Annotated in this window: 24 protein-coding genes; 12 read left to right on the top strand and 12 right to left on the bottom strand. The window is 72.0% G+C overall.

Annotated features, from left to right (window positions below):
- Positions 1–243: 243 nt before the first annotated feature.
- Positions 244–609 carry a DsrE family protein gene (locus ACO0M4_RS40195; RefSeq protein WP_100606066.1) on the top strand — a complete coding sequence of 122 codons (366 nt, stop codon included), beginning with the start codon at positions 244–246 and terminating at the stop codon, positions 607–609.
- Positions 610–695: 86 nt separating this feature from the next.
- Here the strand turns inward: ACO0M4_RS40195 and ACO0M4_RS40190 are convergent, their stop codons facing one another.
- The 7 genes from ACO0M4_RS40190 to ACO0M4_RS40160 form a co-directional block, all read right to left on the bottom strand.
- The gene (locus ACO0M4_RS40190) at positions 696–995 is read right to left on the bottom strand and encodes a DUF3099 domain-containing protein (protein ID WP_430376228.1); all 300 of its coding nucleotides are present in this window, start codon (positions 993–995) and stop codon (positions 696–698) included.
- A 178-nt stretch (positions 996–1,173) separates the two neighbouring features.
- Positions 1,174–1,461: a DUF1416 domain-containing protein gene (locus tag ACO0M4_RS40185; RefSeq protein WP_430376227.1), complete on the bottom strand. Its 288-nt coding sequence runs from the start codon at positions 1,459–1,461 to the stop codon at positions 1,174–1,176.
- A 41-nt stretch (positions 1,462–1,502) separates the two neighbouring features.
- The gene (locus tag ACO0M4_RS40180; protein ID WP_430376226.1) at positions 1,503–2,348 is read right to left on the bottom strand and encodes a sulfurtransferase; all 846 of its coding nucleotides are present in this window, start codon (positions 2,346–2,348) and stop codon (positions 1,503–1,505) included.
- 160 nt (positions 2,349–2,508) lie between these two features.
- A complete protein-coding gene (locus ACO0M4_RS40175; protein ID WP_390027098.1) occupies positions 2,509–2,616 on the bottom strand; it encodes an Ms5788A family Cys-rich leader peptide in 108 nt (35 codons plus the stop codon).
- A 217-nt stretch (positions 2,617–2,833) separates the two neighbouring features.
- The gene (locus ACO0M4_RS40170; RefSeq protein WP_430376225.1) at positions 2,834–3,535 is read right to left on the bottom strand and encodes an LmeA family phospholipid-binding protein; all 702 of its coding nucleotides are present in this window, start codon (positions 3,533–3,535) and stop codon (positions 2,834–2,836) included.
- A 203-nt stretch (positions 3,536–3,738) separates the two neighbouring features.
- The gene (locus ACO0M4_RS40165) at positions 3,739–5,061 is read right to left on the bottom strand and encodes a hypothetical protein (RefSeq protein WP_430376224.1); all 1,323 of its coding nucleotides are present in this window, start codon (positions 5,059–5,061) and stop codon (positions 3,739–3,741) included.
- 10 nt (positions 5,062–5,071) lie between these two features.
- Complete coding sequence (locus tag ACO0M4_RS40160; protein ID WP_430376377.1) at positions 5,072–5,317, bottom strand: MoaD/ThiS family protein; 246 nt, start codon at positions 5,315–5,317, stop codon at positions 5,072–5,074.
- Between the two features lie 186 nt (positions 5,318–5,503).
- Here ACO0M4_RS40160 and ACO0M4_RS40155 point away from each other — a divergent pair, with 186 nt between their 5' ends.
- The 4 genes from ACO0M4_RS40155 (at position 5,504) to ACO0M4_RS40140 (ending at position 12,708) form a co-directional block, all read left to right on the top strand.
- Positions 5,504–7,237: an ABC transporter ATP-binding protein gene (locus ACO0M4_RS40155; RefSeq protein ID WP_430376223.1), complete on the top strand. Its 1,734-nt coding sequence runs from the start codon at positions 5,504–5,506 to the stop codon at positions 7,235–7,237.
- Positions 7,234–9,267, top strand: a complete 2,034-nt coding sequence (locus ACO0M4_RS40150) for an ABC transporter ATP-binding protein (RefSeq protein WP_430376222.1) — start codon at positions 7,234–7,236, stop codon at positions 9,265–9,267. Before ACO0M4_RS40155 ends, ACO0M4_RS40150 begins: the two co-directional genes overlap by 4 nt.
- Before the next feature lie 412 nt (positions 9,268–9,679).
- Positions 9,680–10,375: a DUF3800 domain-containing protein gene (locus ACO0M4_RS40145; RefSeq protein ID WP_430376221.1), complete on the top strand. Its 696-nt coding sequence runs from the start codon at positions 9,680–9,682 to the stop codon at positions 10,373–10,375.
- 62 nt (positions 10,376–10,437) lie between these two features.
- Positions 10,438–12,708, top strand: coding sequence for a hypothetical protein (locus tag ACO0M4_RS40140; protein ID WP_430376220.1), 2,271 nt, complete (start codon positions 10,438–10,440; stop codon positions 12,706–12,708).
- Positions 12,709–12,710: 2 nt separating this feature from the next.
- Here the strand turns inward: ACO0M4_RS40140 and ACO0M4_RS40135 are convergent, their stop codons facing one another.
- Positions 12,711–13,613 (bottom strand): alpha/beta hydrolase family protein, encoded by a 903-nt coding sequence (locus tag ACO0M4_RS40135; protein WP_430376219.1) that lies wholly within the window; start codon positions 13,611–13,613, stop codon positions 12,711–12,713.
- A 249-nt stretch (positions 13,614–13,862) separates the two neighbouring features.
- Here ACO0M4_RS40135 and ACO0M4_RS40130 point away from each other — a divergent pair, with 249 nt between their 5' ends.
- The 5 genes from ACO0M4_RS40130 (at position 13,863) to ACO0M4_RS40110 (ending at position 19,737) form a co-directional block, all read left to right on the top strand.
- Positions 13,863–14,687, top strand: a complete 825-nt coding sequence (locus tag ACO0M4_RS40130) for a response regulator transcription factor (protein ID WP_430376218.1) — start codon at positions 13,863–13,865, stop codon at positions 14,685–14,687.
- 24 nt (positions 14,688–14,711) lie between these two features.
- Positions 14,712–15,737 carry a LacI family DNA-binding transcriptional regulator gene (locus ACO0M4_RS40125; protein ID WP_430376217.1) on the top strand — a complete coding sequence of 342 codons (1,026 nt, stop codon included), beginning with the start codon at positions 14,712–14,714 and terminating at the stop codon, positions 15,735–15,737.
- A gap of 156 nt (positions 15,738–15,893) precedes the next feature.
- Positions 15,894–16,994, top strand: a complete 1,101-nt coding sequence (locus ACO0M4_RS40120; RefSeq protein ID WP_430376216.1) for a S1C family serine protease — start codon at positions 15,894–15,896, stop codon at positions 16,992–16,994.
- 260 nt (positions 16,995–17,254) lie between these two features.
- Positions 17,255–17,995 (top strand): response regulator transcription factor, encoded by a 741-nt coding sequence (locus ACO0M4_RS40115; RefSeq protein ID WP_430376215.1) that lies wholly within the window; start codon positions 17,255–17,257, stop codon positions 17,993–17,995.
- On the top strand, positions 17,992–19,737 hold the full coding sequence (locus tag ACO0M4_RS40110; protein ID WP_430376214.1) for an ATP-binding protein: 1,746 nt from the start codon (positions 17,992–17,994) through the stop codon (positions 19,735–19,737). The genes ACO0M4_RS40115 and ACO0M4_RS40110 overlap by 4 nt, the downstream gene beginning before the upstream one ends.
- A gap of 97 nt (positions 19,738–19,834) precedes the next feature.
- On the opposite strand, the gene ACO0M4_RS40105 is transcribed toward ACO0M4_RS40110, so the two are convergent.
- A complete protein-coding gene (locus ACO0M4_RS40105) occupies positions 19,835–21,343 on the bottom strand; it encodes an LmeA family phospholipid-binding protein (RefSeq protein ID WP_430376213.1) in 1,509 nt (502 codons plus the stop codon).
- Between the two features lie 176 nt (positions 21,344–21,519).
- Here ACO0M4_RS40105 and ACO0M4_RS40100 point away from each other — a divergent pair, with 176 nt between their 5' ends.
- Positions 21,520–22,377 (top strand): SDR family oxidoreductase, encoded by an 858-nt coding sequence (locus tag ACO0M4_RS40100; RefSeq protein WP_430376212.1) that lies wholly within the window; start codon positions 21,520–21,522, stop codon positions 22,375–22,377.
- A gap of 25 nt (positions 22,378–22,402) precedes the next feature.
- Here ACO0M4_RS40100 and ACO0M4_RS40095 read toward each other — a convergent pair whose 3' ends face one another.
- Both ACO0M4_RS40095 and ACO0M4_RS40090 read right to left on the bottom strand, forming a co-directional pair.
- Positions 22,403–22,576: a hypothetical protein gene (locus tag ACO0M4_RS40095; RefSeq protein WP_430376211.1), complete on the bottom strand. Its 174-nt coding sequence runs from the start codon at positions 22,574–22,576 to the stop codon at positions 22,403–22,405.
- Between the two features lie 96 nt (positions 22,577–22,672).
- A complete protein-coding gene (locus ACO0M4_RS40090) occupies positions 22,673–24,526 on the bottom strand; it encodes a bifunctional metallophosphatase/5'-nucleotidase (RefSeq protein ID WP_430376210.1) in 1,854 nt (617 codons plus the stop codon).
- Positions 24,527–24,713: 187 nt separating this feature from the next.
- Here ACO0M4_RS40090 and mshD point away from each other — a divergent pair, with 187 nt between their 5' ends.
- Complete coding sequence (gene mshD, locus ACO0M4_RS40085; protein WP_430376376.1) at positions 24,714–25,631, top strand: mycothiol synthase; 918 nt, start codon at positions 24,714–24,716, stop codon at positions 25,629–25,631.
- 117 nt (positions 25,632–25,748) lie between these two features.
- Here mshD and ACO0M4_RS40080 read toward each other — a convergent pair whose 3' ends face one another.
- On the bottom strand, positions 25,749–26,372 hold the full coding sequence (locus tag ACO0M4_RS40080) for a GNAT family N-acetyltransferase (protein ID WP_430376209.1): 624 nt from the start codon (positions 26,370–26,372) through the stop codon (positions 25,749–25,751).
- Between the last annotated feature and the right edge of the window lie 198 nt (positions 26,373–26,570).

Below are 26,570 nucleotides of genomic sequence, written 5' to 3'. Positions count from 1 at the left end.
TTCTTCCAGGTCAGCCCGGCGAACGCGATCACGCCGACGGCGACCAGGACCAGCAGGGTGGTGAAGAATGCCTCAAGCACGAGCGCGCTCCTTGGGCGGAGGGTGAGGTGTTACGGACCGCATGCGAGTCTAGTCGGCGCCTTCGGCGGCGGCGCTGTGAGGTCCGCCGCGGGCTGCGTCCGGTCGTCGGACTCCCGCAGGGCGTGCGCGGCCGGGCGGCCCCCTCGCCCCTAGGCTTGGCCCATGGCGAAGAAGCTGGTGATCAAGGTGACGGCGGGCGCCGACGCGCCCGAGCGGTGTTCCCAGGCGTTCACGGTGGCGGCGGTGGCGGTGGCCAGCGGCGTCGAGGTGTCGCTCTGGCTGACCGGGGAGTCGGTGTGGTTCGCGCTGCCGGGGCGGGCGGCGGAGTTCGAGTTGCCGCACGCGGCGCCGCTGCCGGATCTGATCGACGGGATCCGCGCGGGCGGCGGGGCGATCACGGTCTGCACGCAGTGCGCGGCACGGCGCGGCATCGAGGAGAAGGACCTGATCGAGGGGGCTGGCATCGCCGGTTCCCAGCTGTTCGTCAGCGAGATCATGCCGGACGGCGTGCAGGCGCTCGTCTACTGAGCGGATGGGCCCGGGGCGCGGGCCGGGACGAGCGGACGGGCCCTGGGGCCTGAGGGCCCGTCCGGCGGATCAGGGTCAGAAGCGCCCTAGCTCCGGCGGCGGTCCTCGTCGTCGCGGTCGTCCAGCTCGCGCCACCAGCGGTCGGACTCCGGGTCGCCGGACTCGTCCCACCAGCGCTCGCCCGGTTCCCGGTGATTGCCGACGATCGCCGCGACGGGCGGGATGACCATGGCGACGACGCACATCGCGACCGCGGCCGGCACGGACCACAGCCGCACCAGGCTCCACGCCAGCACGAACAGCACCAGGCACACGCCCATCAGGACGAAGTAGCGGCGGTGGCGGCGCTGCGGCGGGGTGGGCCGACGATGCGCATGCGCGTACATAAGTCCACGGTAAGTCCGTGGCGCCCCGGAAAGAAGCCCGGCGGGGCGGCCCTTACGGGCGGCCCCGGGCGCCGGGACGGCGCGGAGGGCCGCACCCCTCAGCCAAGGCGTCCAAACCCCTGGGGTGCGGCCCTCCGGCCGGACGGACCCGGGTCGCGGGTCCGTGTCACGCGTGCCGTCAGACGGCGATGGCGACCTCCGCCAGCCCGCCCTTCTGGGCGACGACCTTACGGTCCGCGGTGCCGCCCGGCACGAGCGCACGCACGGTCCAGGTGCCCTCGGCCGCGTAGAAGCGGAACTGTCCGGTCGCGGAGGTGGGAACCTCGGCGGTGAATTCGCCGGTGCTGTCCAGCAGGCGGACGTAACCGGTGACGGGCTGGCCGTCGCGGGTCACGCTGCCCTGGATGGTGGTCTCACCGGGCTTGATGGTCGAGGCGTCCGGGCCGCCGGCCTGTGCTCCACACATAGGGGTACTTCCTTGAGGGGTAGAGAAGGGGGCTCTCGGGGTTACTTGTTGGCGCCGAGCTCGATCGGGACGCCGACCAGCGAGCCGTACTCGGTCCAGGAGCCGTCGTAGTTCCTGACGTTGGTCTGGCCGAGCAGCTCGTGCAGCACGAACCAGGTCAGCGCGGAGCGCTCACCGATCCGGCAGTAGGCGATGGTGTCCTTCGCCAGGTCGACGGCCTCCTGCTCGTAGAGGGCGGTGAGCTCGTCGTCCGACTTGAACGTGCCGTCGTCGTTGGCGTTCTTCGACCACGGGATGTTGCGGGCGCTGGGCACGTGGCCGGGGCGCTGCGACTGCTCCTGCGGGAGGTGGGCGGGGGCCAGCAGCTTGCCGCTGAACTCGTCGGGGGAGCGGACGTCGACCAGGTTCTTGGTGCCGATCGCGGCGACGACGTCGTCACGGAAGGCGCGGATCGAGGTGTCCTGGGCCTTGGCCTGGTACTCGGTGGCCGGGCGGGCCGGGACCTCGGAGCCGTCGACCAGGTCGCGGGAGTCCAGCTCCCACTTCTTGCGGCCGCCGTCGAGCAGCTTGACGCTGTCGTGGCCGTAGAGCTTGAAGTACCAGTAGGCGTAGGACGCGAACCAGTTGTTGTTGCCGCCGTAGAGGACGACGGTGTCGTCGTTGGCGATGCCCTTCGCGGAGAGCAGCTTCTCGAAGCCCTCCTGGTCGACGAAGTCGCGGCGGACCGGGTCCTGGAGGTCCTGCTTCCAGTCGATCCGGACGGCGTTCTTGATGTGGTTCTTGTCGTAGGCCGAGGTGTCCTCGTCGACCTCGACGAGGACGACCTTCGGGTCGTCCAGGTTGGCCTCGACCCAGTCGGCGTCTACCAGGACGTCGCTACGGCTCATTTTCTTCTCTCCTCCGGGGCAGTTGCGGGGGGCGGTTTCGAGGGGTCCCACGGGTACGCCGGACGGCGCGGCGCGGTGAGGGAGCGCGGCGCTGTACGGGGACTCGTGAGGGGCGGCCTTAAGGGGGCGGCCGGCCGGGGCGACGGGAGCGAACAGCCCGTCAGGCAGGGCGACAGAGCATGGCGGCGACGCGGCACAGGTCGACTGCCCGCCGCTTCGTCAGTACCGCCTGTCCCCGAGGAAGGAGACCGCTCAATGCGCTCTGCATGGCTCCGATCGTAGGGACGGAGAGCGCGGCATGTCACCGGTGTGTCAAATACCGAGATGTGATTGTCCGCGATGTGGGATACGTGGCCCAGGAACATGGGTGCGCGCCGCCCGTCGGGGCGCCGGCGCAGGTGGGGGGTCTGGTGTGCGGACCGGGGTGTCTCAGGGTGTGGACGGGTGGTGGTCCGGTGGGGCGGTCCGCCACCCGTCGGGGCAGGTCAGCCGGTGAGCTTCACGTTGGTGCCGGACGCGGTGACCGTGATGCCCTGCGCGGTCGTGGTGACCTTCTCCAGCTTCAGGCTGCCCGGCAGCTGGTCCAGCTTCCAGCCGTGGTCGGTCTGGCTCCGCACCTTGCTCTCGCAGCCGGGGAGCGCCCGGCACATCGCGGGGATGGTGTCGGCCCGCACCTGGACGGTGTCGCCGTGGACGATGTTGATCGTGCCGGTGACGTCGAACGAGCTGAGCAGCGGGACGTTCGGGGAGATCTTGACCTGGGGGTGGCCGTTCTTCTCGCCGCCGTAGGAGATCTTGACGCCGCCGCCGGCCGCGTTGGTCATGTCCGCATAGCTGATCTCGGCGGTGGCGCTGGCCGAGGCGGCGCTTTCGATGGAGGTGAAGTCGCTGGTCAGCGCGACGTCGCGGAACTGCGCCGAGAGGTGCTTGAGGGTCAGCGTGCGGCCCTCGGAACGGGCCGCCACGTGGTCGAGGTCGGCGTCGACCTCGTCGAGGTTCCGCCCGGCGACCTGGGTCAGGAACGGGAAGCCCTTGATGGAGACCTCGGGCGTCGAGGTGATCCCTTGCATGCTGCGGAGCTTGTCCGCGGCCTTGCTCTCGGCGAGATTGACCGCCACGCGGTCCGCTGCCACGAACAGCCCGCCGAATATGACGACGAGCACCAGCAGCACCTTGAGTGCGCGCATCGAACAACTACCCCCACTTGTCACCGCCGGCCGGGGTCCGCCCCGACCGGTTTCGTTCCATCCGGTACCCGCGAGCCCCCAGCCCGCGTTCCGGGAACCCTAGACGACCCGGTCGGCAGAACGGGAGCGGCGGCCGTACGGAGCGCAGAACCCTGCGCTCCGTACGGCCGCCGCGGCGTTGAGTGGCGAGCCCGGGTCCGGGGCTACCCCAGGGCCCGGCCCAGGACGTAGACCGCCGGGCCGGCGAGGGCCAGCGGCAGGGCGACGCCCGCGGTCATGTGCACGAAGCGGGAGGGGTAGTCGTAGCTGGCCACCCGCAGGCCGATCAGGGCGCAGCCGCCGGCGGCCAGGCCCAGCAGCGCGCCGGTGGTCCCCATGCCGGTCAGCTGTCCGGCCGCGATACCGCCACCGGCGCCCGCCAGGAGGCCGAGCACCAGGGAGACCGGGCCGGGCAGCGGCAGCGCCCGGGCCAGGGTCGCCAGGGCGACCGCGGCGGCGCCGACCACCACCGCGTCCGGGTCGGCGGCCAGGTGGCCGGAGGCGAGCACCGCCAGCGCGGACGAGGTCAGGCCCGCGGTGAGCGCGTACATCCGCTCGTCCGCGCTGCCGCGGTTGCGCAGTTGGAGGACGAGGACGAGCAGGCACCACACGCCGAGCGTGCCGATGGCGACCAGGGGCGCGTCCTCGCGCGCGGTGGCGAGCAGCCCGGCGTCGGTGGCCAGACCGCCCAGGAAGGCCAGCGCGATGCCCTGACGGGCCGGCCACATGCCGTTCAGCCGGAACCAGCCGGCGGCGGTGACGGCCTGGAGGAGCACCACCGGGACCGCCAGGACCGAGTGGGCGACCGGCGCGGCCAGCGCCAGCAGCAGGGCGAGCAGCGCGGTCAGGGCGGCCGGCTGGATCCCGGGCGGGATGATCGGCGAGCGGCCCTCGGCGCGGGCGATCTGGTGGGGCTTGAGCGGCGCGGCGGGGGCCGGCGCGGCGGTCGGTCCGGACGCAGTGGCCGGCCCGGACGCAGTGGCGTCGGCGGCCGGGGGGTCGGCCGGCACCGGCTCGGCGGTGGCGGTGGTGCCGTGCGCGGTCCCGTAGGCGCCCTGGTGGGCTCCGTGGTGGGCGTCCTGGTGCGGGGCCGGGACCGGGGCGGCGTAACCGTCCTGCCCGAAGGAGTCCTGGCCGTAGCCGCCGTCCTGCCCGTAGCCGTCCTGCCCGTAGGCGGCGGCGGGCTGGTGCTGCGGCTGCCCGTACGCCTCGTACCCGTAGGGCTGCTGGGGCTGCGCGGGCTGCTGGTGTGGTTGCTGCGTATAGGGGTCGTAGGGCTGCTGCCCGTACGGGGTGCCGTAGGCCGTCTGCGGGTCGTACCCGGGGTGCGGGTCGTACCCGGGGTGCGAGGGGTGGTCGGGTGACGCGGGAGCGTAGCGGGAGGTGTCGCCGTGTAGCGGCGCCGTTGGGGGGTGGTGGTCGGGTGACGGGTGGGCGTACGGGTCGTACGGGTTCTGGTGGGGGTGCTGTGGCTGGTTGTCGCTCATGACCCTCTGCTCATCCTCCGGCGAACGGCGGCAGGACCTCGACGGTGCCGCCCTGGGACAGCGGCACCTGCGCATGATCGCGGGAGCCGACCTGGACGCCGTCCACCAGGAAGGAGCAGCGCAGCAGGACGCGGGCGAACTCCGGGTTCGCGGCGTGCGTGGTGCGCGCCGCGTCCAGCGCCTCGGCGAGCGTGGCCGCCGCGTACGGCTCCTCTGCCGCACCGGCGGCGGCCTTGGCCGCGGCCCAGTAGCGCACGGTGCCAGTTGTTGTCACGGCGGCCTCTTCATGTCGGGGGCTCTTGCCGCCTCCATGATGGCGTACGCGACGGCCGGCCCGAATCCGGGCAAGTTCGGGTAAAGACTTGTGGCGGTCCGGGCCGATTCCTACACGGTTCGGAGAAATTCGATTGCCGAAGGCAAGTGTTCGCATAGGCTCCGGCGTGTGTTGGTCCGACTCGCGCGGGCGCATCTGCGGCCCTATAGGCGCTCCATATCCCTGATCGTCCTGCTCCAGCTGATCCAGACGCTGGCGACGCTCTATCTGCCGAACCTCAACGCGGACATCATCGACGGCGGTGTCGTGCCGGGGGACACGGGCTACATCTTCCGCGTCGGCGGCTTCATGGTCGCGGTGACGCTGTTGCAGATCGTCTGCGCGATCGGCGCGGTCTACTTCGGCGCCCGCACGGCCATGGCGCTCGGCCGGGACGTCCGGGCCGCGGTCTTCGACCGGGTGCAGTCCTTCTCCGCCCGGGAGATGGGCGGCTTCGGCGCGCCCTCGCTGATCACCCGGACCACCAATGACGTCCAGCAGGTCCAGATGCTGGTCCTGATGACGTTCACGATGATGGTCTCGGCGCCGATCATGTGCGTCGGCGGCGTCATCATGGCGCTCAATCAGGACGTGCCGCTGTCGGCGCTCCTCCTGGTCATCGTCCCGGTCCTCGGGATCCTCGTCGCACTGATCGTGCGCCGGATGCGTCCGCTGTTCCGCGGGGTGCAGAAGCGCATCGACACCGTCAACCGCGTGCTGCGCGAGCAGATCACCGGTATCCGCGTCATCCGCGCCTTCGTCCGGGACGGCTACGAGCGCGAGCGGTTCGCCGGGGCCAACACCGATCTGTACGACATCTCGATGCGCGCCGGCCGGCTGATGACGATGATGTTCCCGCTGGTCATGCTGATCGTGAACCTCTCCAGCGTGGCCGTGGTGTGGTTCGGCGGGCTGCGCATCGACAGCGAGCAGATGCAGATCGGGGCGTTGACGGCCTTCCTCAGCTACCTGATGTACATCCTGATGTCGATCATGATGGCGACGTTCATGGTGATGATGCTGCCGCGCGCCGAGGTCTGCGCCGAGCGCATCCAGGAGGTGCTGACGACCGAGTCCAGCGTCACCCCGCCGGCCGAGCCGGTCACCGTGCTGCACCGACACGGTGAACTGGAGCTCCGGAACGTGGAGTTCCGCTTCCCTGGTGCCGAGCAGCCGGTCCTCAAGGACATCTCCCTGCTCGCCCGCCCCGGCGAGACCACCGCCGTCATCGGCTCCACCGGCGCCGGCAAGTCCACCCTCCTCGGGCTGGTGCCACGGCTCTTCGACGCCACCGGCGGCACCGTCCTGGTCAACGGCGTGGACGTGCGCACCCTCGCCCCAAAGACCCTGGCCTCCGTCATCGGCCTGGTGCCGCAGAAGCCGTACCTCTTCTCCGGGACGGTCGCCAGCAACCTGCGCTACGGCAATCCGGACGCCACCGACGAGGAACTGTGGCAGGCGCTGCGGACCGCCCAGGCCCAGGACTTCGTGGCGCGGATGGAGGGCGGCTTGGAGGCGTCGATCGCGCAGGGCGGCGCCAACGTCTCCGGCGGCCAGCGGCAGCGGCTGGCGATCGCCCGCGCCCTGGTCCGCAAACCGGAGATCTACCTCTTCGACGACTCCTTCTCCGCCCTGGACTACGCCACCGACGCGGCCCTGCGCGCCGCGCTGGCCGACGAGACCGACCGGGCCACCGTGGTGATCGTCGCCCAGCGGGTCTCCACGATCCGTGGCGCCGACCGGATTGTGGTCCTCGACGAGGGCCGGATCGTGGGCACCGGCACCCACCACGAGCTGATGGCCGGCAACGAGACCTACCGGGAGATCGTGCTCTCCCAGCTCACCGAGCAGGAGGCGGCATGACCACCGCGGACAAGCAGGGTCCGGCCGCCGACCGGGCCCCGGAGGGGGCGCCCGCCGGCACCGCCGAGAACGCCCCCGCCTCGGCGCCCCGCCGCGGCCCGGCCCCCAGTGCCGGCCCGATGGCCCGCATGATGGGCGGCCCGATCGACAAGTCCCTGAACTTCAAGGGCTCCGGCAAGCGGCTGCTGGCCCAGATGCGGCCGGAGCGCGGCATCATCGCGGCCGCGCTGCTGCTGGGCGTGCTGAGCGTGGCGCTGACCGTCGTCGGACCCAAGGTGCTGGGCCGGGCCACCGACCTGATCATGGCCGGCATCGTCGGCCGCCATCTGCCCGCGGGCCTGACCAAGGCGCAGGCCGCCGAGCAACTGCGGGCGCACGGCCAGGGCGGGCTCGCGGACCTGGTCGCCAGCATGCCGGTGGCCCCCAGCCCCCACATCGACTTCGGCGCGGTCGGCACGGTCCTGCTCTGGGTCACCCTGATCTACGCAGGGTCCGCCGTCTTCGGCTTCGTCCAGGCCCGGATCGCCACCCGGGTGGTCCAGCGCACCGTCTTCCGGCTGCGCGAGCAGGTCGAGGAGAAGCTGGCGCGGCTGCCGCTGAGCTACTTCGACAAGCAGCAGCGCGGTGAGGTGCTCTCCCGCGCCACCAACGACATCGACAACATCCAGCAGACGCTCCAGCAGACCCTCAGCCAGATCGTGTCCTCGCTGCTGACCATCGTCGGCGTGCTGGCCATGATGTTCTGGATCTCGCCGCTGCTGGCGCTGGTCGCGCTGATCACCGTGCCGGTCTCGGTCGTGGTCGCCACCAAGGTCGGCAAGCGCGCCCAGCCGCAGTTCGTCCAGCAGTGGAAGACCACCGGCAAGCTCAACGCGCACATCGAGGAGATGTACACCGGCCACTCCCTGGTCAAGGTCTTCGGCCGGCAGAAGGAGTCCGCCGAGCTCTTCCGCGAGCAGAACGAGGCGCTCTACTCCGCCGGCTTCAAGGCCCAGTTCATCTCCGGCATCATCCAGCCCGCGATGATGTTCATCGGCAACCTCAACTACGTCCTGGTGGCCGTGGTCGGTGGCCTGCGCGTCGCCTCCGGCGCGCTGTCCATCGGCGACGTCCAGGCGTTCATCCAGTACAGCCGCCAGTTCAGCCAGCCGCTGACCCAGGTCGCCTCGATGGCCAACCTCGTCCAGTCCGGCGTCGCCTCCGCCGAGCGGGTCTTCGAACTCCTCGACGCCTCGGAGCAGGACCCGGACCCCGCGCGCCCCGCCCGCCCGGAGCAGGTCACCGGCCGGGTCGCCTTCGAGGACGTCTCCTTCCGCTACGACGAGAACAAGCCGCTCATCGACGGCCTCTCGCTCGCCGTCCGCCCCGGTCAGACCGTCGCCATCGTCGGCCCCACCGGCGCCGGCAAGACCACCCTGGTCAACCTCCTGATGCGGTTCTACGAGGTGCGCGGGGGCCGGATCACCCTCGACGGCGTGGACATCGCCCAGATGTCCCGCGAGGAGCTGCGCGGCAACATCGGCATGGTCCTCCAGGACACCTGGCTCTTCGGCGGCACCATCGCCGAGAACATCGCCTACGGCGCCCCCGAGGGCACCTCCCTCGACAAGGTCGTCGCGGCGGCCAAGGCCACCCACGTCGACCGCTTCGTCCGCACCCTCCCCGACGGCTACGACACCGTCATCGACGAGGAGGGCGACAACGTCTCGGTGGGCGAGAAGCAGCTCATCACCATCGCCCGGGCCTTCCTCGCGGAACCGGCCATCCTGGTCCTGGACGAGGCCACCAGCTCGGTGGACACCCGCACCGAGGTCCTCATCCAGCACGCCATGGCCCAACTCCGCACCGGCCGCACCAGCTTCGTCATCGCTCACCGCCTCTCCACCATCCGCGACGCCGACGTCATCCTGGTGATGGAGAACGGCTCGATCGTCGAACAGGGCACCCACGACACGCTCCTGGCCGCCGATGGCGCCTACGCCCGCCTGTACGCCGCCCAGTTCGCGGAGGCGGTGGTGGAGGCCGAGTAGGGCACGGGCGGCGGGCCGGGCCACAACTCCCGCCGCCCGCCGCCCCGTTGCGGGATTCCCCGCGACGCGGAGAATGCTGTGAAGATCACACCGCCGTGCCACTAGGGTGTGTGGCGCATGTGACGCACGACGGCACCGTGCCCTCCGACGGCACCGTGACGTGGGGGTTTCAGGATCGCCTGGAAGCCGCTGCCCGTAAGGGAGTTGAAGCGGCAGGTCGCTTGCGGTGAGTGTGCGCCTCGTACGAGGGCTGATCCTCCGCAGTGCGGCATTTCCCGTACGACCGCCGGGCGGAGCCTGTGCGTGGTGATGAGAGGGTGCCTGCCACGCCTCGCGGCAGCGGGAGAGGGAGTCCGGACGATGGCGTCCGGACGGCGGTCCCGGCAAGCGCGCCCGTATGGAGTGGGCCTCCATGGCCACCAGCGACTCCGCCGCACCGGTGCGGCTGGTCTACGTCGACGACGGCGGCGACGCCCGCACGCTCACGGCCTTCGCCGCGCTGTCCCTCCGGCTGGACGAGCTCGAAGCCGCCAAGCGCGCACTGATGTCCTTCCGGGCCACCCTGGAGACGGACCTGGGTATTCCGGTCGACGCCTCCCTGCACGCCCAGGACCTCGTCGCCGGACGCGGCCGGCACGTCTACCGCCCCGACCTGCCCGGTCCGGCGGCCCGCGCCGCCCACCTCACGAACTGCCGCGCGGTGATCCACCGTCAACTCCAGGTCATCGCCGAGCTGCCCGGGGCCCAGGTGACCGCCGTCCACCGCGCGACCGACGACTACGGACGCGACCGCCCCGCCCTGTACCGGGCCTGGCTGGCGCGCACCAACGCCCGGCTCGCCGCATCGGGCGAACACGCGGTGGTCGTCCTCGACGGCGACGGCAGCGAGCGCGCCCTGATCCGAGCCCACCGCGAACTGCCGGACGCCGACCGGCGCATCCAGGGCGACCCGGTGTTCCTGTCCGCCCGGCTCAACTACTTCCTCCAGGCCGCCGACGTGCTCGCGTTCGCCGCGTACCAGAGCGTCGCCAAGCGCCCGGAACGCGCCTTCATGCACGACTGGTTCGGCACCGCGCTGCCGACCGCGGACGGGCCCGGCGCGCTGTGACGAGCGGTCCCGTCCCCCGATCACCCCAGAACGCCCGATCAGCCCATCACGACGGAGGGTCCATGCCGAAGTCAGAGGTCCAGCAGCCGATCACGGTGGAGTGGGGCAGGGAGCAGGTCCTGGTCTCCGACGTGGCGGGGGAACTGCCCGAAGGCTCGGACACCGACGCCCGGGCCAAACTCGTCAAACACGGGCGGGAGAGCGGCCTCGCCACGCTCCCCGAGGACGCCTGGTACGCGGTGGCCCGGGCCTCGGTCGCCCCGGAGCTGGTCGCCCTGCAACTCCGCGGCGCCGGCGACTCGGACGGCAGCCTGCTGCTGGAGGAACACGTCGACGGGGCCACGCTCCGGTCCGTGCACACCCGGGTCTGGCTCTCCGAACTGTTCCCCGGCATCCAGCCGCGGACCGGGCAGCAGGTGCTGGACGTGGACGACCCACAGGTCTCCGGCACGGCGGAGGACGGCCGCCCGCAGGCGTTCCTGCGCTACCGCTACCGCGATCTGGACCACCTGCGGAAGCACATCCACCAGACCGTCCACGCCACGCTGCAGATGAACTCCTACGAGGAGTCCATCCTGGCCCGCCGGGTGACCCGGGCGCTGATCGTCCACCCCGTCGTCCTCGACTTCGCGGACGACACGGAGTCGGTGCACGTCCTGGTCGCCCGGGACGGCATCACGCGGCTGGCCAGCGCCTGGAAGGTGCTCGCCGGCCCGGGCGCGGTCAAGGACGAGGCGGCCACGCTGGCCATGGAGACGCTGGTCGCCGAGCTCCCGCAGCCGGCCAACGCGCCGCTGAAGCCGCGCACCCAGCGCTGGGGGCTGGGCCGGGAGCGGAAACGGGAGCTGCTGCGGGAGGAGTTCACGAAGGAGGCGGCCGGCGAGCAGCCCTCGCGGCGGGCGATCCAGATCGCCCAGACCTTCGTCGTGCCGGCGCACATCGCGGTGGGGGTGCGGGCGCACACCAGCGGCGCGCTCCCGGCCGCTGACGTCTTCGACGACGCGCTGCGCTCGATCCTGGCCTCGGTGCACGTGGAGTTCAAACCGTGGGACGCCACGGCGCAGAACCTCGAAGTGGCCAGCCGCGCCCTGAAACTCGTCGTCCAGACCCGGGCCCGCGAGTGGGGCAAGGAGGAGGAGTTGGGCGAGGTCTACGCGCTCGCGGTGGGGCGCCGTCCGGCCGCGGACACCCCCGTGGTCTTCAAGGACCCCCGGATCCCGCAGACCCCCCTGTGGCGGGCCGTCTCCCTGCTGCACGTCCTGACCAGGCCCGATCTCTTCGCCGAACTCCACAGCCGGGCAAAAGAGATCAAGAACGAGCGCCGGATGTCCACGAAGGGCTACGCCGGTCTGCTGGGTCCCGTCGTGGACCAGCCCTGGCGCTCGAAGAAGAAGACCGCGCTCACCCAGGCGCGCAAGGCGTGGACCAACGGCGGTGTGCTGTGTGCCGACGTCCTGAAGGGCAACTGGGTCCCGGTGCCGACCGACGACTTCACCAGTCTGGTCGGGCCCGCGCTCGCCGGCGACCTCGACGCCCGCTGCACGCTGGCCCTGGCGGGCGGCACCGCCCTGATCGCGGACAAGCTGCTGACCAGCAACGTCGGATCGTCCCTGGGGACCGAGCGGGAACCGGGCAAGGTGCCGTTCCGCGCCGATGCCCATGTCGTCGTCGGCGGGCTGGCCAGGGAGGGCAACGAGCTCGGGCTCTGGACGCTGGCGCTCGCCGCCCAGCGGTTCGAGTCAGGGCGGATGCCCCGCAACGCCAGCTCCCGGCACGATCTCGGCCTGCCGGAGGAGGACCCGGGAGCGGCGCGGTACCAGCACGTCAAGGTGGACCTGGGCGCCCCGGACCGGATCAGCCGGGTCGGCGACGACGAGGAGCCCCTGCTGGAGTGGGACGTGGTCCACGCGTCGGACGTGGCGCGGGCCACGCGCACGATCGAGGCGGCCCGGCCGTCCGCTCCGGCGCTCGCGTCCGGCGGGTCGGCGGCGGGGCAGGGGGCGGGGCGGCCGTCCGGAGGTTCGGGCGCCGGCGCCGGGCAGGGCGGCTCGCCGGCGGGCTCCGGATCGGCGGCCGAGGTGCCGCTCGGCACGCGGATCGCCGAGCAGATCCGGGAGCTGGCCCGGGCCCTGGCGGGGGCGGAGAGCGCGCTGATCAAGCTGGACGAGCTGGGCCAGGGCATCACCTCCCCGGTGTTCGACGACCTCGACCAGTGGCAGGAGCTGCGGGAAACCGCCATCCGCGTCCAGAACCGGATCCATGCCCACAAACCGCCGGTGGACGACGAGGAGGACGAGCCCGCCGGGGACGCCGGGGACGCCGAGGCCGGGTGACGTCAGGCCGCCCGCGCCACCACCCACGCCCCGATCCGCCGCAGCAGCTCCGGCCCCGCGGCGTTCTCCGCGTGCCCGAAGCCCGGTTCGATCCAGAGTGCGGTGGTGGCGGGGTCGGCGGCGGACATCAGCATGCGCGGGTGGTCGAGCGGGAAGTAGGGATCGCGGTCGCCGTGGACGAGGAGGAGCGGGGTCGGGGCGATCAGGGGGACCGCCTCGGTGGGGGAGAGGGGCACCGGGTCCCAGTCGTCGGGGTGGATGCGGGTGCGGAGGCCGACGCGGGAGACCAGGCGTCCGGCGGGGCGCGTGACGGCCCAGTGCAGGCGCCGCATCGACGCCGTGCCCCGGTAGTACCACCGGGCGGGCGCACTGACCGCGACGACGACATCGGGGGACGCATCGGTGCGCTCCCCGTGCTCCCCCCGCCCGTGATCCGCCCGCTGCCGGCCGTGCAGGGCGGCCTGGCGGAGGACCACCGAGCCGCCCATGGAGAAGCCGACGGTGGCGATCCGGCGGTGCCCCAGGGAGCGGGCCCAGCGGACGGCGGCGGTCAGGTCGTGGATCTCGCGGTCGCCGACCGTGGAGCGGCCGCCGGAGCCGCCGTGCCCCCGGAAGGAGAACGTGATCACGTCCGCATGCTGGGACAACGCGGCGGCTGCGCGGCGGAGCGCGGGCCGTTCGAGGGAGCCGGTGAAGCCGTGCGCGAGGACGATGGCGAGGTCGGTCGAGGGGGCGGGGAAGGGCCCGGGCGAGGGCGCGGAAAGCGCTTCGGGAAGCGGATTCCGGGGGGTGTGGGCGGCCTCGATACGGACGCCGTCGTCCGTCAACAGGATCGCCCGGTGACCACTCGAAGTGATCGACGGAACACAAGAACGTGCAAAATCGGCCTCGGGTCCGCAACTCATGTGAGCTATTCTGCTGGGCAAGAAGGATCCGGGCAGCGTCGCCCCCGGGTCCTTTTGTGCTTTCACGCACGCAGAGAGTGTGAGCGGAAGCACCCCGTACGAAGCAGTGCCGCAGACTCCCCCGGCCTAGCCGGGTGGTGCCCCCGTCGCAGGGACCGAGGAGGAACCAGACGTCATGGGCAAGCGAAGCGTGCAGGACAGCGAGCCGCACAGGACGAAGCTCGCCGGAAACCGGGTAGGTGGTCGGAAGTGAGTTCACTTCTGCTGCTGACCAATGCTCTCCAGCCATCGACGGAGGTGCTTCCGGCGCTCGGCTTGCTGCTGCACAGTGTCCGGGTGGCCCCCGCCGAGGGCCCGGCCCTGATCGACACCCCCGGGGCCGACGTCATACTGATCGACGGCCGCCGCGACCTTCCGCACGTGCGGTCCTTGTGCCAGCTGCTGCGGTCCACCGGGCCCGGCTGTCCGCTGGTGCTGGTGGTCACCGAGGGCGGGCTGGCCGCGGTCACCGCCGACTGGGGCATCGACGACGTCATGCTGGACACCGCCGGGCCGGCCGAGGTGGAGGCGCGGCTGCGGCTGGCGATGGGCCGCCAGCAGATCACCACCGACAACGGCCCCACGGAGATCCGCACCGGTGATCTCTCGGTGGACGAGGCCACCTACAGCGCCAAGCTGAAGGGCCGGGTCCTGGACCTGACCTTCAAGGAGTTCGAGCTGCTGAAGTACCTGGCGCAGCACCCGGGCCGGGTCTTCACCCGCGCCCAGCTCCTCCAGGAGGTGTGGGGCTACGACTACTTCGGCGGTACGCGGACGGTGGACGTGCACGTCCGGCGGCTGCGCGCCAAGCTCGGCCCCGAGCACGAGTCGCTGATCGGCACGGTCCGGAACGTCGGCTACCGCTTCGTGGTGCCGGAGAAGGTGGAGCGGGCGGCCGCGGAGGCCAAGGTCCAGGGCGGCACCGCGAAGGCGGCGAAGGACGGTGACGGGGGTGAGCCGGCCGACGGGCGGGCGCCCACGCGTTCGTCCTCGTCGGGCGCCGGATCCACCGCTACACAGCCTGCCCGCCGGTAGGACCACCCGCGTAGACTGCCGCGCGTGGCCAAGGTGACGCGGGATGATGTGGCAAAACTGGCGGGGACATCCACCGCCGTCGTCAGTTACGTCATCAACAACGGACCGAGGCCGGTTGCCCCGGCCACGCGCGAGCGGGTGCTCGCCGCTATCAAGGAGCTCGGCTACCGGCCCGACCGGGTCGCGCAGGCGATGGCGTCCCGCCGTACCGACCTCATAGGTCTGATCGTCCCGGACACCCGGCAGCCGTTCTTCGCGGAGATGGCGCACGCCGTCGAACAGGCCGCCTCCGAGCGCGGCAAGATGGTGCTGGTCGGCAACGCCAACTACCTCGACGAGCGCGAGGTCCACTACCTCCGCGCGTTCCTCGGGATGCGGGTGGCCGGGCTGATCCTGATCAGCCAGGGCCCCAGCGAGCACGCCGCCGCGGAGATCGACGCCTGGGACGCCCGGGTGGTGCTGCTGCACCGCCGGCCGGACGCCATCGACGACGTCGCGGTGATGACCGACGACATCTGGGGCGCCCAGCTGGCGACCCGGCACCTCCTTGAGCACGGCCACGAGTACGTCGCCTTCCTGGGCGGCACCGAGGAGACCCCGAAGTCCGGCGACCCGGTCACCGACCACGTGGAGGGCTGGCGGCGGGCCATGCAGGAGTCCGGGCGGTCGCCGGAGGGGCGCTACTTCCAGTCGCCCTACAACCGCTACGACGCCTACCAGGTCGCGCTGGGCGTGCTGGCCGGGCCGGACCGGCCGCCGGCCATCATGTGCGCCACCGACGACCAGGCGATCGGCGTGCTGCGGGCCGCCCGCGAGCTGCGGATCGACGTCCCGGGCGAGCTGGCGGTGGCCGGCTTCGACGACGTGAAGGAGGCCGGGCTCACCGATCCGCCGCTGACGACGGTGGCGTCGGACCGGCAGGCGATGGCCCGGGCGGCGGTCGACCTGGTGTTGGACGACGGGCTGCGGGTGGTCGGCTCGCGCCGTGAGCGGCTGCGGCAGTTCCCGTCGCGGCTGGTGGTGCGGCGGTCGTGCGGGTGCGGGGGCTGAGCGGGCCCAGCCGCTGAACGGCGCCGGACCGGGGGTGGGAACGAGGCCGGACCGGGGGGCGGAACGGGGCGTCCTTATACCGGGCATACCCACTTCTGCCGGGTCTCTCAGGGCGTTCTCAGACGGTTCTCATGCAGGGGCCGCAGAGTCATGGTTATGACCGAGAGCTACCGCCGCAGCGGCGATGACATGCCCCAGGACCGGCCGTACTCCTACGGCACCGGCCACAGCAGCGACCACGGCGCGGACCGGGCGCGCGGCGACGTACCGCCGCCGCCCCCGTACACGCCGGGCATGCCGGACGCGGGCGGAGCCGGCGCGCCGGAGCCGCGGCGCCGGGCCCGGCGGCCGATCGCGCTGATCGCGGCGGTGGCCCTGGCCTCGGGCCTGATCGGCGGCGGCAGCGCGGCGCTGATCGCCAGCGCCACGCAGCAGAACACCACCTCCGGTGGCGTCTCCACTCCGCTGGTCAACGCCGGACAGAACACCGGCGGCGGCACCGGGGTCGCCGGGGTGGCCAAGGCGGTCAGCCCGGCCATCGTGGAGATCCAGGCGCGAACGTCGGGCGGCCAGTCCACCGGCTCGGGTGTGGTGATCACCAGCAGCGGCGAGATCGTCACCAACAACCACGTGGTGGCCGGTGCGCGCAAGGTGAGTGTCACCTTCAGTGACGGCAGCAAGAAGAACGCGACGGTCGTCGGCACCGACCCGGGCAAGGACCTGGCGCTGATCAAGGTCGACGGCGGCAAGGGGCTGACGCACGCGGTGCTCGGTGACTCCAGCAAGCTCGTGGTCGGCGACCCGGTCGTCGCGATCGGCTCGCCGGAGGGTCTCACCGGCTCGGTGACCAGCGGCATCGTCTCGGCGCTCAACCGCGATGTCTCGGTCCCCAAGGAGGACGGTCAGAGCCAGGGGCAGGGCCAGGACCAGGGGCAGGGCCGCGGCCCCTTCGGTGGCGGCGGCTGGCCGTTCGAGTTCGGCGGCAACCAGTACAACGGCGACACCGGCTCGTCCAAGACCACCTACAAGGCGATACAGACCGACGCCGCGCTCAACCCGGGCAACTCCGGCGGCGCCCTGATCAACATGCAGGGACAGATCATCGGCATCAACTCGGCCATGTACTCGCCGAGTTCGTCGGACAGCAGTCAGGCGGGCAGTGTCGGCCTCGGCTTCGCGATACCGATCAACACCGTCAAGGCCGACCTCGACGCGCTGCGCGGCGGGGGCAGCGGCGGCGGGAACAGCGGGGTCTGAGCGGGGTTCGCGCAGGGGCCGAGCGGGGTCCGAGCGGGGTCCGAGCGGAATTCGGCGGGTCTTTGACTGGTCTGCGGCTGGTCTGCGGACGCGGGGCCCCGGGCTGTCTCCCGGGCGGCCTCCGGGCGGGGCCGTCGCCGGGCGGCGGTTGTCCACAGGCGGTTGTCCACAGGGCGTCCGTCGGTGCGGTATCCGTGTCAGTCTGAAGCCAGGAAAGGTCCAGTCGGTCGTTCGTCACGCAATCCGAGGTAGTCACGCACATGAGCCCCGCCGAGCACGGTGATCACCCCGCCCGCATCCTGATCGTCGACGACGAGCCCGCGGTCCGCGAGGCGCTCCAGCGTTCGCTCGCCTTCGAGGGGTACGGGACCGAGCAGGCCGTCGACGGTCTGGACGCGGTGGAGAAGGTCGCCGCCTACGACCCCGAACTGATCGTGCTGGACGTGCTGATGCCCCGGATGGACGGCCTGACCGCCGCCCGCCGACTGCGGGCGGGCGGGGTGACCGTCCCGATCCTGATGCTGACCGCCCGGGACACCGTCGGCGACCGGGTCACCGGCCTGGACGCCGGCGCCGACGACTACCTCGTCAAGCCCTTCGAGCTGGACGAACTGCTGGCCCGGATCCGCGCCCTGCTCCGCCGCAGCTCCTACGCCACGGCGGCCGGCACCCCCCGGCCCGACGAGAGCGAGCTGCTGACCTTCGCCGACCTGCGGATGAATCTCGCCACCCGCGAGGTCACCCGCGGCAACCGCCCCGTCGAGCTGACCCGCACGGAGTTCACGCTCCTGGAGATGTTCCTGGCCCATCCGCGGCAGGTCCTCACCCGCGAGCAGATCCTCAAGGCCGTCTGGGGCTTCGACTTCGAGCCCACCTCCAACTCCCTGGACGTTTACGTGATGTACCTGCGCCGCAAAACCGAGGCGGGCGGCGAACCGCGGCTGGTCCACACCGTGCGCGGGGTGGGCTATGTGCTGCGGCTGGAGGGCGGCGCGGAATGAGCGGCACCGACGACGCCCACGAGACGCACGCCCATGAGACGCACGCCCGTGAGGCGCACGGCGCGGCCGGCCCGCAGGGCGGCGCGGCTCGCTTCGGCGGCGGCCCCGTCGGCGACGGCAGCGCGGACGCCCAGGGCCCGGGCGGAGCAGGCCCGTCCGGCGGCTCCTTCGGCCTGACCAGGTTCCACCAGTTGCCGCTCCGCTCCCGGCTGGCACTGCTCATCGCGGTCGCGGTGGCCGTCGCGGTGGCGCTGTCGGCCGCCGCCTGCTGGCTGATCACCCGGGACCGGCTCACCGAGCAGCTCGACACCAGCCTGAGCACCGTCGAGGTGAACTCCGACTACGTCCAGGCGATCAGCGCCCGTTGCGCCGGCAGCCCGCTGAACGTCCGCTTCCAGCCCACGCCGTACACCATCCAGCTGGTCTCCCCGGGCGGCTACGTCTGCACCTCGCCCAACAAGGCGCCCATCCGCGCGCAGCGCGTGGACCAGGAGGTTGCCGACGGGCGGCTGGCCAGCGCCGTCCACACCGCCAAGGACGAGAACGGCGCCGAGATGCGGGTCTCGACCGTCCCCTACCGCGGTCCGATCGCCGACGCCCAGGGCAACCGCCTGGCGATCTCGGTGGCCGCGCCGATGGACCAGGTCACCGACCCGCTCAACCAGCTCGCGCTGGTGCTGCTGGTCGTCGCCGGGGTCGGGGTGCTGGGCGCGGCGACCGCCGGCCTGTGGGTGGCCCGGGCGGCCCTCAAACCGGTCGACCGGTTGACCGCCGCCGTCGAGCACGTCGCCCGTACCCAGGACCTCACCATCCGGATTCCCACCGACGGCGAGGACGAAATCGCCCGGCTGTCCCGGTCGTTCAACGCGATGACCGCCGCGCTGGCCGCCTCCCGCGACCTCCAGCAGCAGCTGATCGCCGACGCTGGCCACGAGCTCCGCACGCCCCTGACGTCCCTGCGGACCAACATCGACCTCCTGGAGCGCAGCGAGCGCTCCGGCCGGCAGATCCCGCCCGCGGACAAGGAGGCCCTGCTCGTGTCGGTGAAGGCCCAGATGGGAGAGCTGGCGGCGCTGATCGGCGACCTCCAGGTGCTCTCCCGCACACCGGAGACGGGCTCCGGCGGTGCGTCGGCGCTCCGTGTGGTCGCCCTCCACGACATCGTCGGCACCGCACTCGAACGGGCCCGGTTGCGCGGCCCGTCGCTCACCATCACCGCCGACCTCGCCCCCTGGTACGTCCGCGCCGAGCCGGCCACGTTGGAACGCGCGGTGGTCAACCTCTTGGACAACGCGGTGAAGTTCAGCCCGTCCGGCGGCACGGTCGAGGTCCGGCTGGCCGGCGGTGCGCTGACCGTCCGCGACCACGGCCCCGGCATCCCGCCCGACGAACTCCCCCACGTCTTCGAACGCTTCTGGCGCTCCCCCTCCGCCCGCAGCCTCCCCGGCAGCGGTCTGGGCCTGTCCATCGTGGCCCGCACGGCGGAGCAGTCCGGCGGCGGCGTACGCCTGCGGAACGCCCTCGGCGGCGGCACGGAGGCCCTGCTGACCCTGCCGGGCGCGCCCACCCCGCCCCCGGACATACCGGGGGGCACGGGCGCCGCGCCGGGTCGGGCGGCGGCGTCGCGGCAGGAGACCGGCCCGGGGGAGAAGGCCGCCCCCGGGGAGTGGACCGCTCCGCGGGAGCAGGCGGATCCGAGGGAGCAGGCCGCTCCGGGGAAGAAGGGGGCGTCGGAGGCATAGGCCCGGTGCCCCACCCCGGGCGCTACTTCCCTTCCCGGGCCTCCCGGGCGCTGCTTCCCCTCCCGGGCCTCCGGGCCCTGCTGCCCCTCCCCGGGCCCTACTTCCCCTTCGCGGCGTCGCCGAACGGCAGGTTCGAGCCGGTGAGATCGGCGTGGATGCCGTCGCTCTCCACGGTGATGTTGCGCAGCCGCACATCGCCCGGAGTCTTGGGGAGCTGGAAGGAGAGCGACAGACGGTCGGCAAGCTGAGGCTTCGTCAGCTCGGTCAGGGCGCCGAGCATCTTCGCGTCGATGCCGACCTTCTGGAGCAGCCAGGGGTGTTCCATCACCACGTCGACGAGGTTGACGTTCATCAGCTGATGGACGAAGCGCGGCGAGCCGATCAGGTCGTGCAGCTTGTCGTCGCTGCGCAGGGCGGCGTCGATGTACTCGCGGGGAATGCCGATCCGCTCGGCGATGGCCGGAATGCTGAGCATCGCCTTGACCTTGGCGGCCTGCCGGCTGAGTTCGGCGGCGCCCTTCTGGGTCAGCCGCAGGCCCTCCTCCTTGCCGGTGCCCGGGCGGTAGACCGCCATGTCGCCGATGTCCAGCCGCATCTGCCCGATGTCCGTGGAGATCCCCCGCTCGCCGTTGCGCTGGATGCGGGCTTCGGCCTGTACGCGCAAGGTGTGTCCGGCGATCGGAAGTTCGCCGACGGCGCGCACCCCATTGCGCCCCACCCCGCTGAACTTCACCTGGGAGGCGCCCAGTTCGCGGTTCATATCGTCGAAGGCGAGCAGCACGCTGCCGTGCATCTCGCCGATGGTCGCGCCCTTGATGGCGGTCGGCAGATCGCCGTCGAGCCGGATGTTCCGGGCGGTCGCCTCCACCTTCGCCAGCGAGACCCGGTCCGCGGCGACGTCCGGGATCACCACGTCGACCTGTTCGAGCTGCTTGTCGAAGACCTGGGTGAGGAAGGGGAAGCCGTGGATGTCCACCTCGGGCCGGGCGTGCAGGTGCAGGGCGGCCTTCACCTGCTCCTCGGCCTTGTTCTGCGCGTACAGCACGGCGAACCGGTCGGCGAGGGCCAGCGTCCCCGCGCAGGCCGCCAGCGCGACCAGCAGCTTCAGCGTGCGCGGAACGGCCGCGAAGCGGCTGATGCCCCGTTTCAGCTTCCGGTGGTTCGGGGGCGACCAGGCGTCCGCGTCGTCCTCGTCGTCCGAGCGCAGGCCCAGGCCCAGCGGATCGTCGCGGTCGTCGTCCCGCTCGTTGAGGTAGCCGCGCTGCCGGGGCGAGGGGGCGTACTCCGCCCCGAGCTCCAGGCCGTCCCCGTGGCCGCTCGACTGCGCTCCGGACTGTGCTCCGAAGTGCGCTCCGGACTGCGGTCCGAACTGCGCTCCCGACCGGGCTCCGGACGGGGCTCCCGCTTCCGGGCTCGGTTCCGGGTCGGCGAGATCGGCCAGGTCCGCGTACGGATTGACCGGTTGGAGTTCTCTGGTGTCACCCTGCGGATCGTCCGGGCGCCCGGCTATGTGGGGCTGGTCGCCGGCCTCGGAAGCGGAACCGGAAGCGGCGGCCCGGTGGGAAGGTGGGGGCGAGGGTGAAACTATGCGTGTGGGGGTTCGCATCCGCACATCCCACCACGAGCGGGACCCGGGAGCGCAAGTCGTGCTCGCGGAATGTGAGATACGCGAAAGTTGTCCGGCCGTCCTTGGCGAAATCTTGCCGCGTCCGTGGGGCGCTCTGAACTACCGTCATCTTCCCCGGCGCGATTCCGCCGCCGCGTCCCTCGGGAGGAACCCCCATGATCGTGGTAACCGGAGCAACCGGCAATATCGGCCGCCGTCTTGTCGATCGCCTTGTGGAAGAGGGCGTTCCGGTTCGTGCGTTGACCCGTGACCCGGCCCGCGCCGGACTCCCCGCCCAGGTCGAGGTGGTGCGCGCGGACCTCACCGAGGACACCGACCTCGCCCCACTGCTCGCCGAAGCCGACGCCCTCTTCCTCAACCTCGCGGCCGGCGGCGGCGAGTCCGTGGAACGGTTGATCGACGCCGCCGTGAAGGCCAACGTCTCCCGGATCGTCCTCAACTCCTCCCTCGCGGTGACCGGTACGCCCGCCGACGAGACCAACTTCATCGCCCGCTCGCACGCCCTCCTGGAGCGCGCGGTCCGCGACTCCGGCCTGGAGTGGACCTTCCTCCGCGGCGGCAACTACGCCACCAATGCGTTCAATTGGGCCCCGTCGATCCGCGAGAGCGGTGTGGTCCGCGACCCGCACCCGGATGCCCAGGGCGTACCCATCCACGAGGCCGACCTCGCGGACGTCGCCGCTCTCGCGCTCCTGGACCGCACCGGCACCCACGTCGGACAGGTCTACCGACTCACCGGCCCGGAGACGCTGACCAACGCCCAGCAGGTCGCCGCCATCGGCGAGGCCATCGGCCGCCCGGCGCGCATCGAGCAGATCTCGGAGGACGAGGCCGCCGAGGCGATGGCCGGCCCGCACCTCTCCGTTGATGCCGCCCGCCAACTCATCCGCCTCTTCGGCGAGTCGGTGGACGCCCCGATCTTCGCGGGGACGGACACCGTCGAACGCGTCACCGGCCACCCGGCCCGCACCTTCGCCCAGTGGGCCCGGGATCACGCGGGGGACTTCTCCTGACAGCGACGCCCGCGCCCGGTGTCGACTACGACGGCGGCGCCCGCTCCGCCGGTGCGCCACCACAGCGTCGGCACCGGCACGGCGGATACGTCAGGCCGCGGGCGTCGCGGACGGCCATCTCGGCGATCACGACCCGCACTTCGCCGCTCGCCGCCGTGACGACACCACGTCGATCCACCGTGTAGACGCGCAGGGTCATACGGGGCGCGGTAGGCGCGGCCGGCAATGGCGACGCCCCCTGTACGGCCAGTACAGGGGGCGGGCGTGTTCGAGGCGGGGCGTCAGCCGGTCGGTGTCACTTCACCACCGTGATCCGGTCCGCCGTCGGCGGGGTCAGCGGGCTGGTCGGTGACGAGTGTGCCGTCAGGTAGGCGGTGAGGGCGTCCAGGTCCGACGGGCCGACGTACTTGTTGGTGCCCTGCTTGAGGGCGGGGAAGCCGTCGCCGCCGCCGGCCAGGAACTCGTTCATGGCGACGCGGTAGGTCTTGGCGGGGTCGAGCGGGGCGCCGGCCACCTTGATCGAGTCGGTGACGACGCGGGCGGCGCCCTGCTTGGTCATGTCGAGGGTGTAGGTCAGGCCCCGGGAGATCTGGAGGACCTTGGGGGACGCCTCGTTGGGGCCGCTGACCTGCTGTTGGAGGGCGGCCAGGAGCTGGGCGCCGGTCAGGTCCACGACGTTGGTCATGTTGGTGAACGGCTGGACGGTGAACGCCTCGGCGTAGGTGACGACGCCGTCGCCCTCGCTGCCGGACGCCTTGTAGGCGAGGTCGGAGCGGATACCGCCCGGGTTCATCAGCGCGAGCTGGGCGCCGCCCTTGCCGGCATCCTGGGTGGCCGCCAACTGGGCGTCGGCGATCAGATCGCCCAGGGGTTCTTCGGGGGTGCCGGCGCCGCGGCCGTTGATGTCGGCGGAGATGTAGCCGACGGGCTTGTTGGCGACGGGGGCGGCGAGCTTGTTCCAGCGGGCGATCAGGGACGTCATGTCCGGCGCCTTCGGCTGGGTGCGGTTGACGACGTGGTTGGTGGCGTGCGGGCCGTGGACCGCGGTGCGGACGATGTCGTGGGTCCGGCGGTCGTAGGTGAGGGTGGTGTCGGTGTAGAGGCGGCCGTAGGACGCGGCCGAGGTGACCGTGCGGGGGTGGCCGGCCGGGTCGGGGATGGTGCAGGTGTAGGACTGGTGGGTGTGGCCGGTGACCAGGGCGTCCACGGCGGGGCTGACATGCCTGGCGATGTCGACAATCGGGCCGGAGATGCCTCCCCCAGTCTCGGCTTCGCTCGACCGGGGGGACCCCCATCCCGGGCCGGGGCTGTCGCAGTCGTAGTTGTACGAGGTGGAGGCGGGCAGGCCGCCCTCGTGGATGAGCGCGACGATCGCCTTGACGCCCTGGCGGTCGAGGACCTTGGCGTACTTGTTGATCGTGGCGACCTCGTCGTGGAACGTCAGGCCCTTGACGCCGTCGGCGTTGACGATGTCGGGGGTGCCCTTGAGCGTCACACCGATGAAGCCGATCTTGACGCCCTTGTGCTGCCAGACCGTGTACGGCTTGAGGATCGGCTTGCCGGTCTTGTCGTCGGTGACGTTGGCGGCCAGGTAGGGGAAGGCGGCGCCCTGGAAGGTCTTGCCCTTCTCGTAGCAGCCGTCCTTGGGGTGGCAGCCGCCGCGCTGCATCCGCGTCAACTCGGTGCGGCCCTCGTCGAATTCGTGGTTGCCGACGGAGGTGACGTCCAGGCCGAGCTTGTTCATCGCCTCGATGGTCGGCTCGTCGTGGAAGAGGCCGGAGAGCAGCGGGCTGGCGCCGATCATGTCGCCGGCCGCCGCGGTGACGGAGTACGGGTGGCCCTTGCGGGCGGTGCGGAGGGACTGCGCCAGGTACTCGACGCCGCCGGCCGGGACGGTCTTCTTGGTGCCGTCGGCCTGGAGCTCCTCGACGGTGCCGGAGGAGCCCTGCGGCGGTTCGAGGTTGCCGTGGAAGTCGTTGAAGGAGAGCAGCTGGACGTCGACCGTGCCGGCGGGGCGGTGGGCGCGGCCGCTGTCGGCGCCGGCGGGCGGCGCGGTGGCGGTCAGGGTGACGCCCGCGGCGGTGGCGAGCACGGCGGCGCCGGCGGCCAATCTGCGGGCGAGACGGCGCCGTTGAGGTGTCGGTGGCATGGTTCCCCTCCATGGATGGTGCTGAGCGGACGGCAGCATATTGTCGACGCGCGTAGAGGGATAGGGGTCGGCGGCTTACGCGTCGGTGGCCGGTCGATGGCCGGGCGGATCGCGGCGGCGTCCGCGGCACCCGCGTGACGTCGCGGCAGCGTCGTACGCTTCAGACATGACTGACGCTGCACAGGAGATGGGCCGGACCGGCCGCAGGATCCAGGTGGTCGACGAGCTCGCGCCGGAAGGGGCCGCGGCCGTCCTTGAGCTGATCGAACGGGCCGCGCGGACGGACGGGCAGCCGGCCGTGTCCGAGCAGGGGCGGCTCCAGCTGCGGGGCGGCCGACGGGACGGCGTACGGCATGTGCTGGTGTTCGCGCCGGGGGAGGCTGGCGAGGACCTGGTCGGGTACGGGCAACTGGAGGACACCGACCCGGTGGAGGCGCCGGCCGCCGAGCTGGTCGTCCACCCGGGCTACCGCGGGCGTGGCCACGGCCGGGCGCTGGGCGGTGAACTCCTCGTCCAGTCCGGGCGCCGGCTGCGGGTGTGGGCGCACGGCGGGCACCCGGCGGCCCGGCACCTGGCGCAGACGCTGGGGCTGACGATGTTCCGGGAGCTGCGGCAGATGCGGCGGGCGCTGGCCGACCTGGACCTGCCGGAGCCGGTGCTCGCGGACGGGGTGACGGTGCGGACCTTCCAGCCGGACACCGACGACGCGGCCTGGTTGGAGATCAACGCGGCGGCCTTCGCGCACCACCCCGAGCAGGGCTCGCTGACCCAGCGCGACCTGGACGACCGCAAGGGCGAGCCGTGGTTCGACCCCAAGGGCTTCTTCCTCGCGGAGAAGGACGACCGGCTGGTCGGTTTCCACTGGACGAAGGTGCACGCCGAGGAGGGCCTGGGCGAGGTCTACGTCCTCGGGGTGCGGCCGGGCGTACAGGGCGGCGGCCTGGGCAAGGCGCTCACCGCGATCGGGCTGCGGCACCTGGCCGCGCAGGGCCTGGCGACCGCGATGCTCTACGTGGACGCGGACAACGTGGCCGCGGTGACGGTGTACGAGCGGCTGGGCTTCGTCACGCACGAGACGGACCTGATGTACCGGTCGGAGACGTGACCGGTGTGACCGGTGTGACCGTCGTGACGGGAGCGGCCGGCGGCCGGTGAGCGGCGGGTGGCCGGTGAGTGGTGTGCGGCGGGGCGGGCCGGAGTGCCCGCCCCGCCGTCGTCGTCGTCACGCCTTCGGGCGCTGCTCCTGCTGCTCGCGCCACTCGCGCGCCAGGATCGCGTAGATCACCTCGTCGCTCCATTCGCCGTCGAGGAACTCGTTCTCCCGCAGCTGGCCCTCGCGGCGCATGCCCACACGCTCCAGCAGCTTGGCGGAGGCGGTGTTGCGGCCGTCCAACTCGGCCTGGATGCGGTGCAGTCCGAGCTCCTCGAAGCCCAGCTTCAGCAGGGCGCGGGAGGCTTCGGTGGCGTAGCCGTGGCCGGCGTGGTCGGGGTTGAAGACGTAGCCGATGCCGCCCTGGCGGTGCTCGCGGTGGGTGTAGACGAAGGTGACGTCGCCGACCAGGGTGCCGGTCTCGTGGACGACGACGGCGAGCTGGAGGATGTCGCCGGACTCCCGCAGCGTCGTGCGGGTCACCTTGGCGGCGACGGAGGCGCGGGAGCCGGCCTCGTCGTGCGGGCCCCAGTAGAGGTAACGGCAGACCTCCGGGCGACGCTGGTAGGCGTAGACGGCGTCGAAGTCGTCGTGGCGCACCGGGCGGAGGTCCAGCCGCTCGGTCCGCAGCGGGTAGTCGGGGGTGTACGGGAGCGGGGGCAGCGGCGGTATGGGTGGTGCGGAAGGTCTGAGCACGCGCTCAGCGTAGGCAGCGGGGGCGGGCGGCGCCGGGGAGTTTTCCGGATGCGCGTGCGGTGGTGGCCCGGCTTCCGGTGCTTCGCCCGGATTGGCGGGTGTGAAGATCGCGGGGCGGTCGGTCGACCGGGAAATACCCGGGAGTAGTTTCCCGCTTGCCTGGTCGCCATGTCCCCGTTACCGGCGATTCAATATCGC

Source organism: Streptomyces sp. RGM 3693, from assembly GCF_050471125.1.
Classification (GTDB): domain Bacteria; phylum Actinomycetota; class Actinomycetes; order Streptomycetales; family Streptomycetaceae; genus Streptomyces.
Note: the sequence above shows the minus strand (reverse complement) of the source record. Positions and strands in the feature narration are given on the sequence as shown.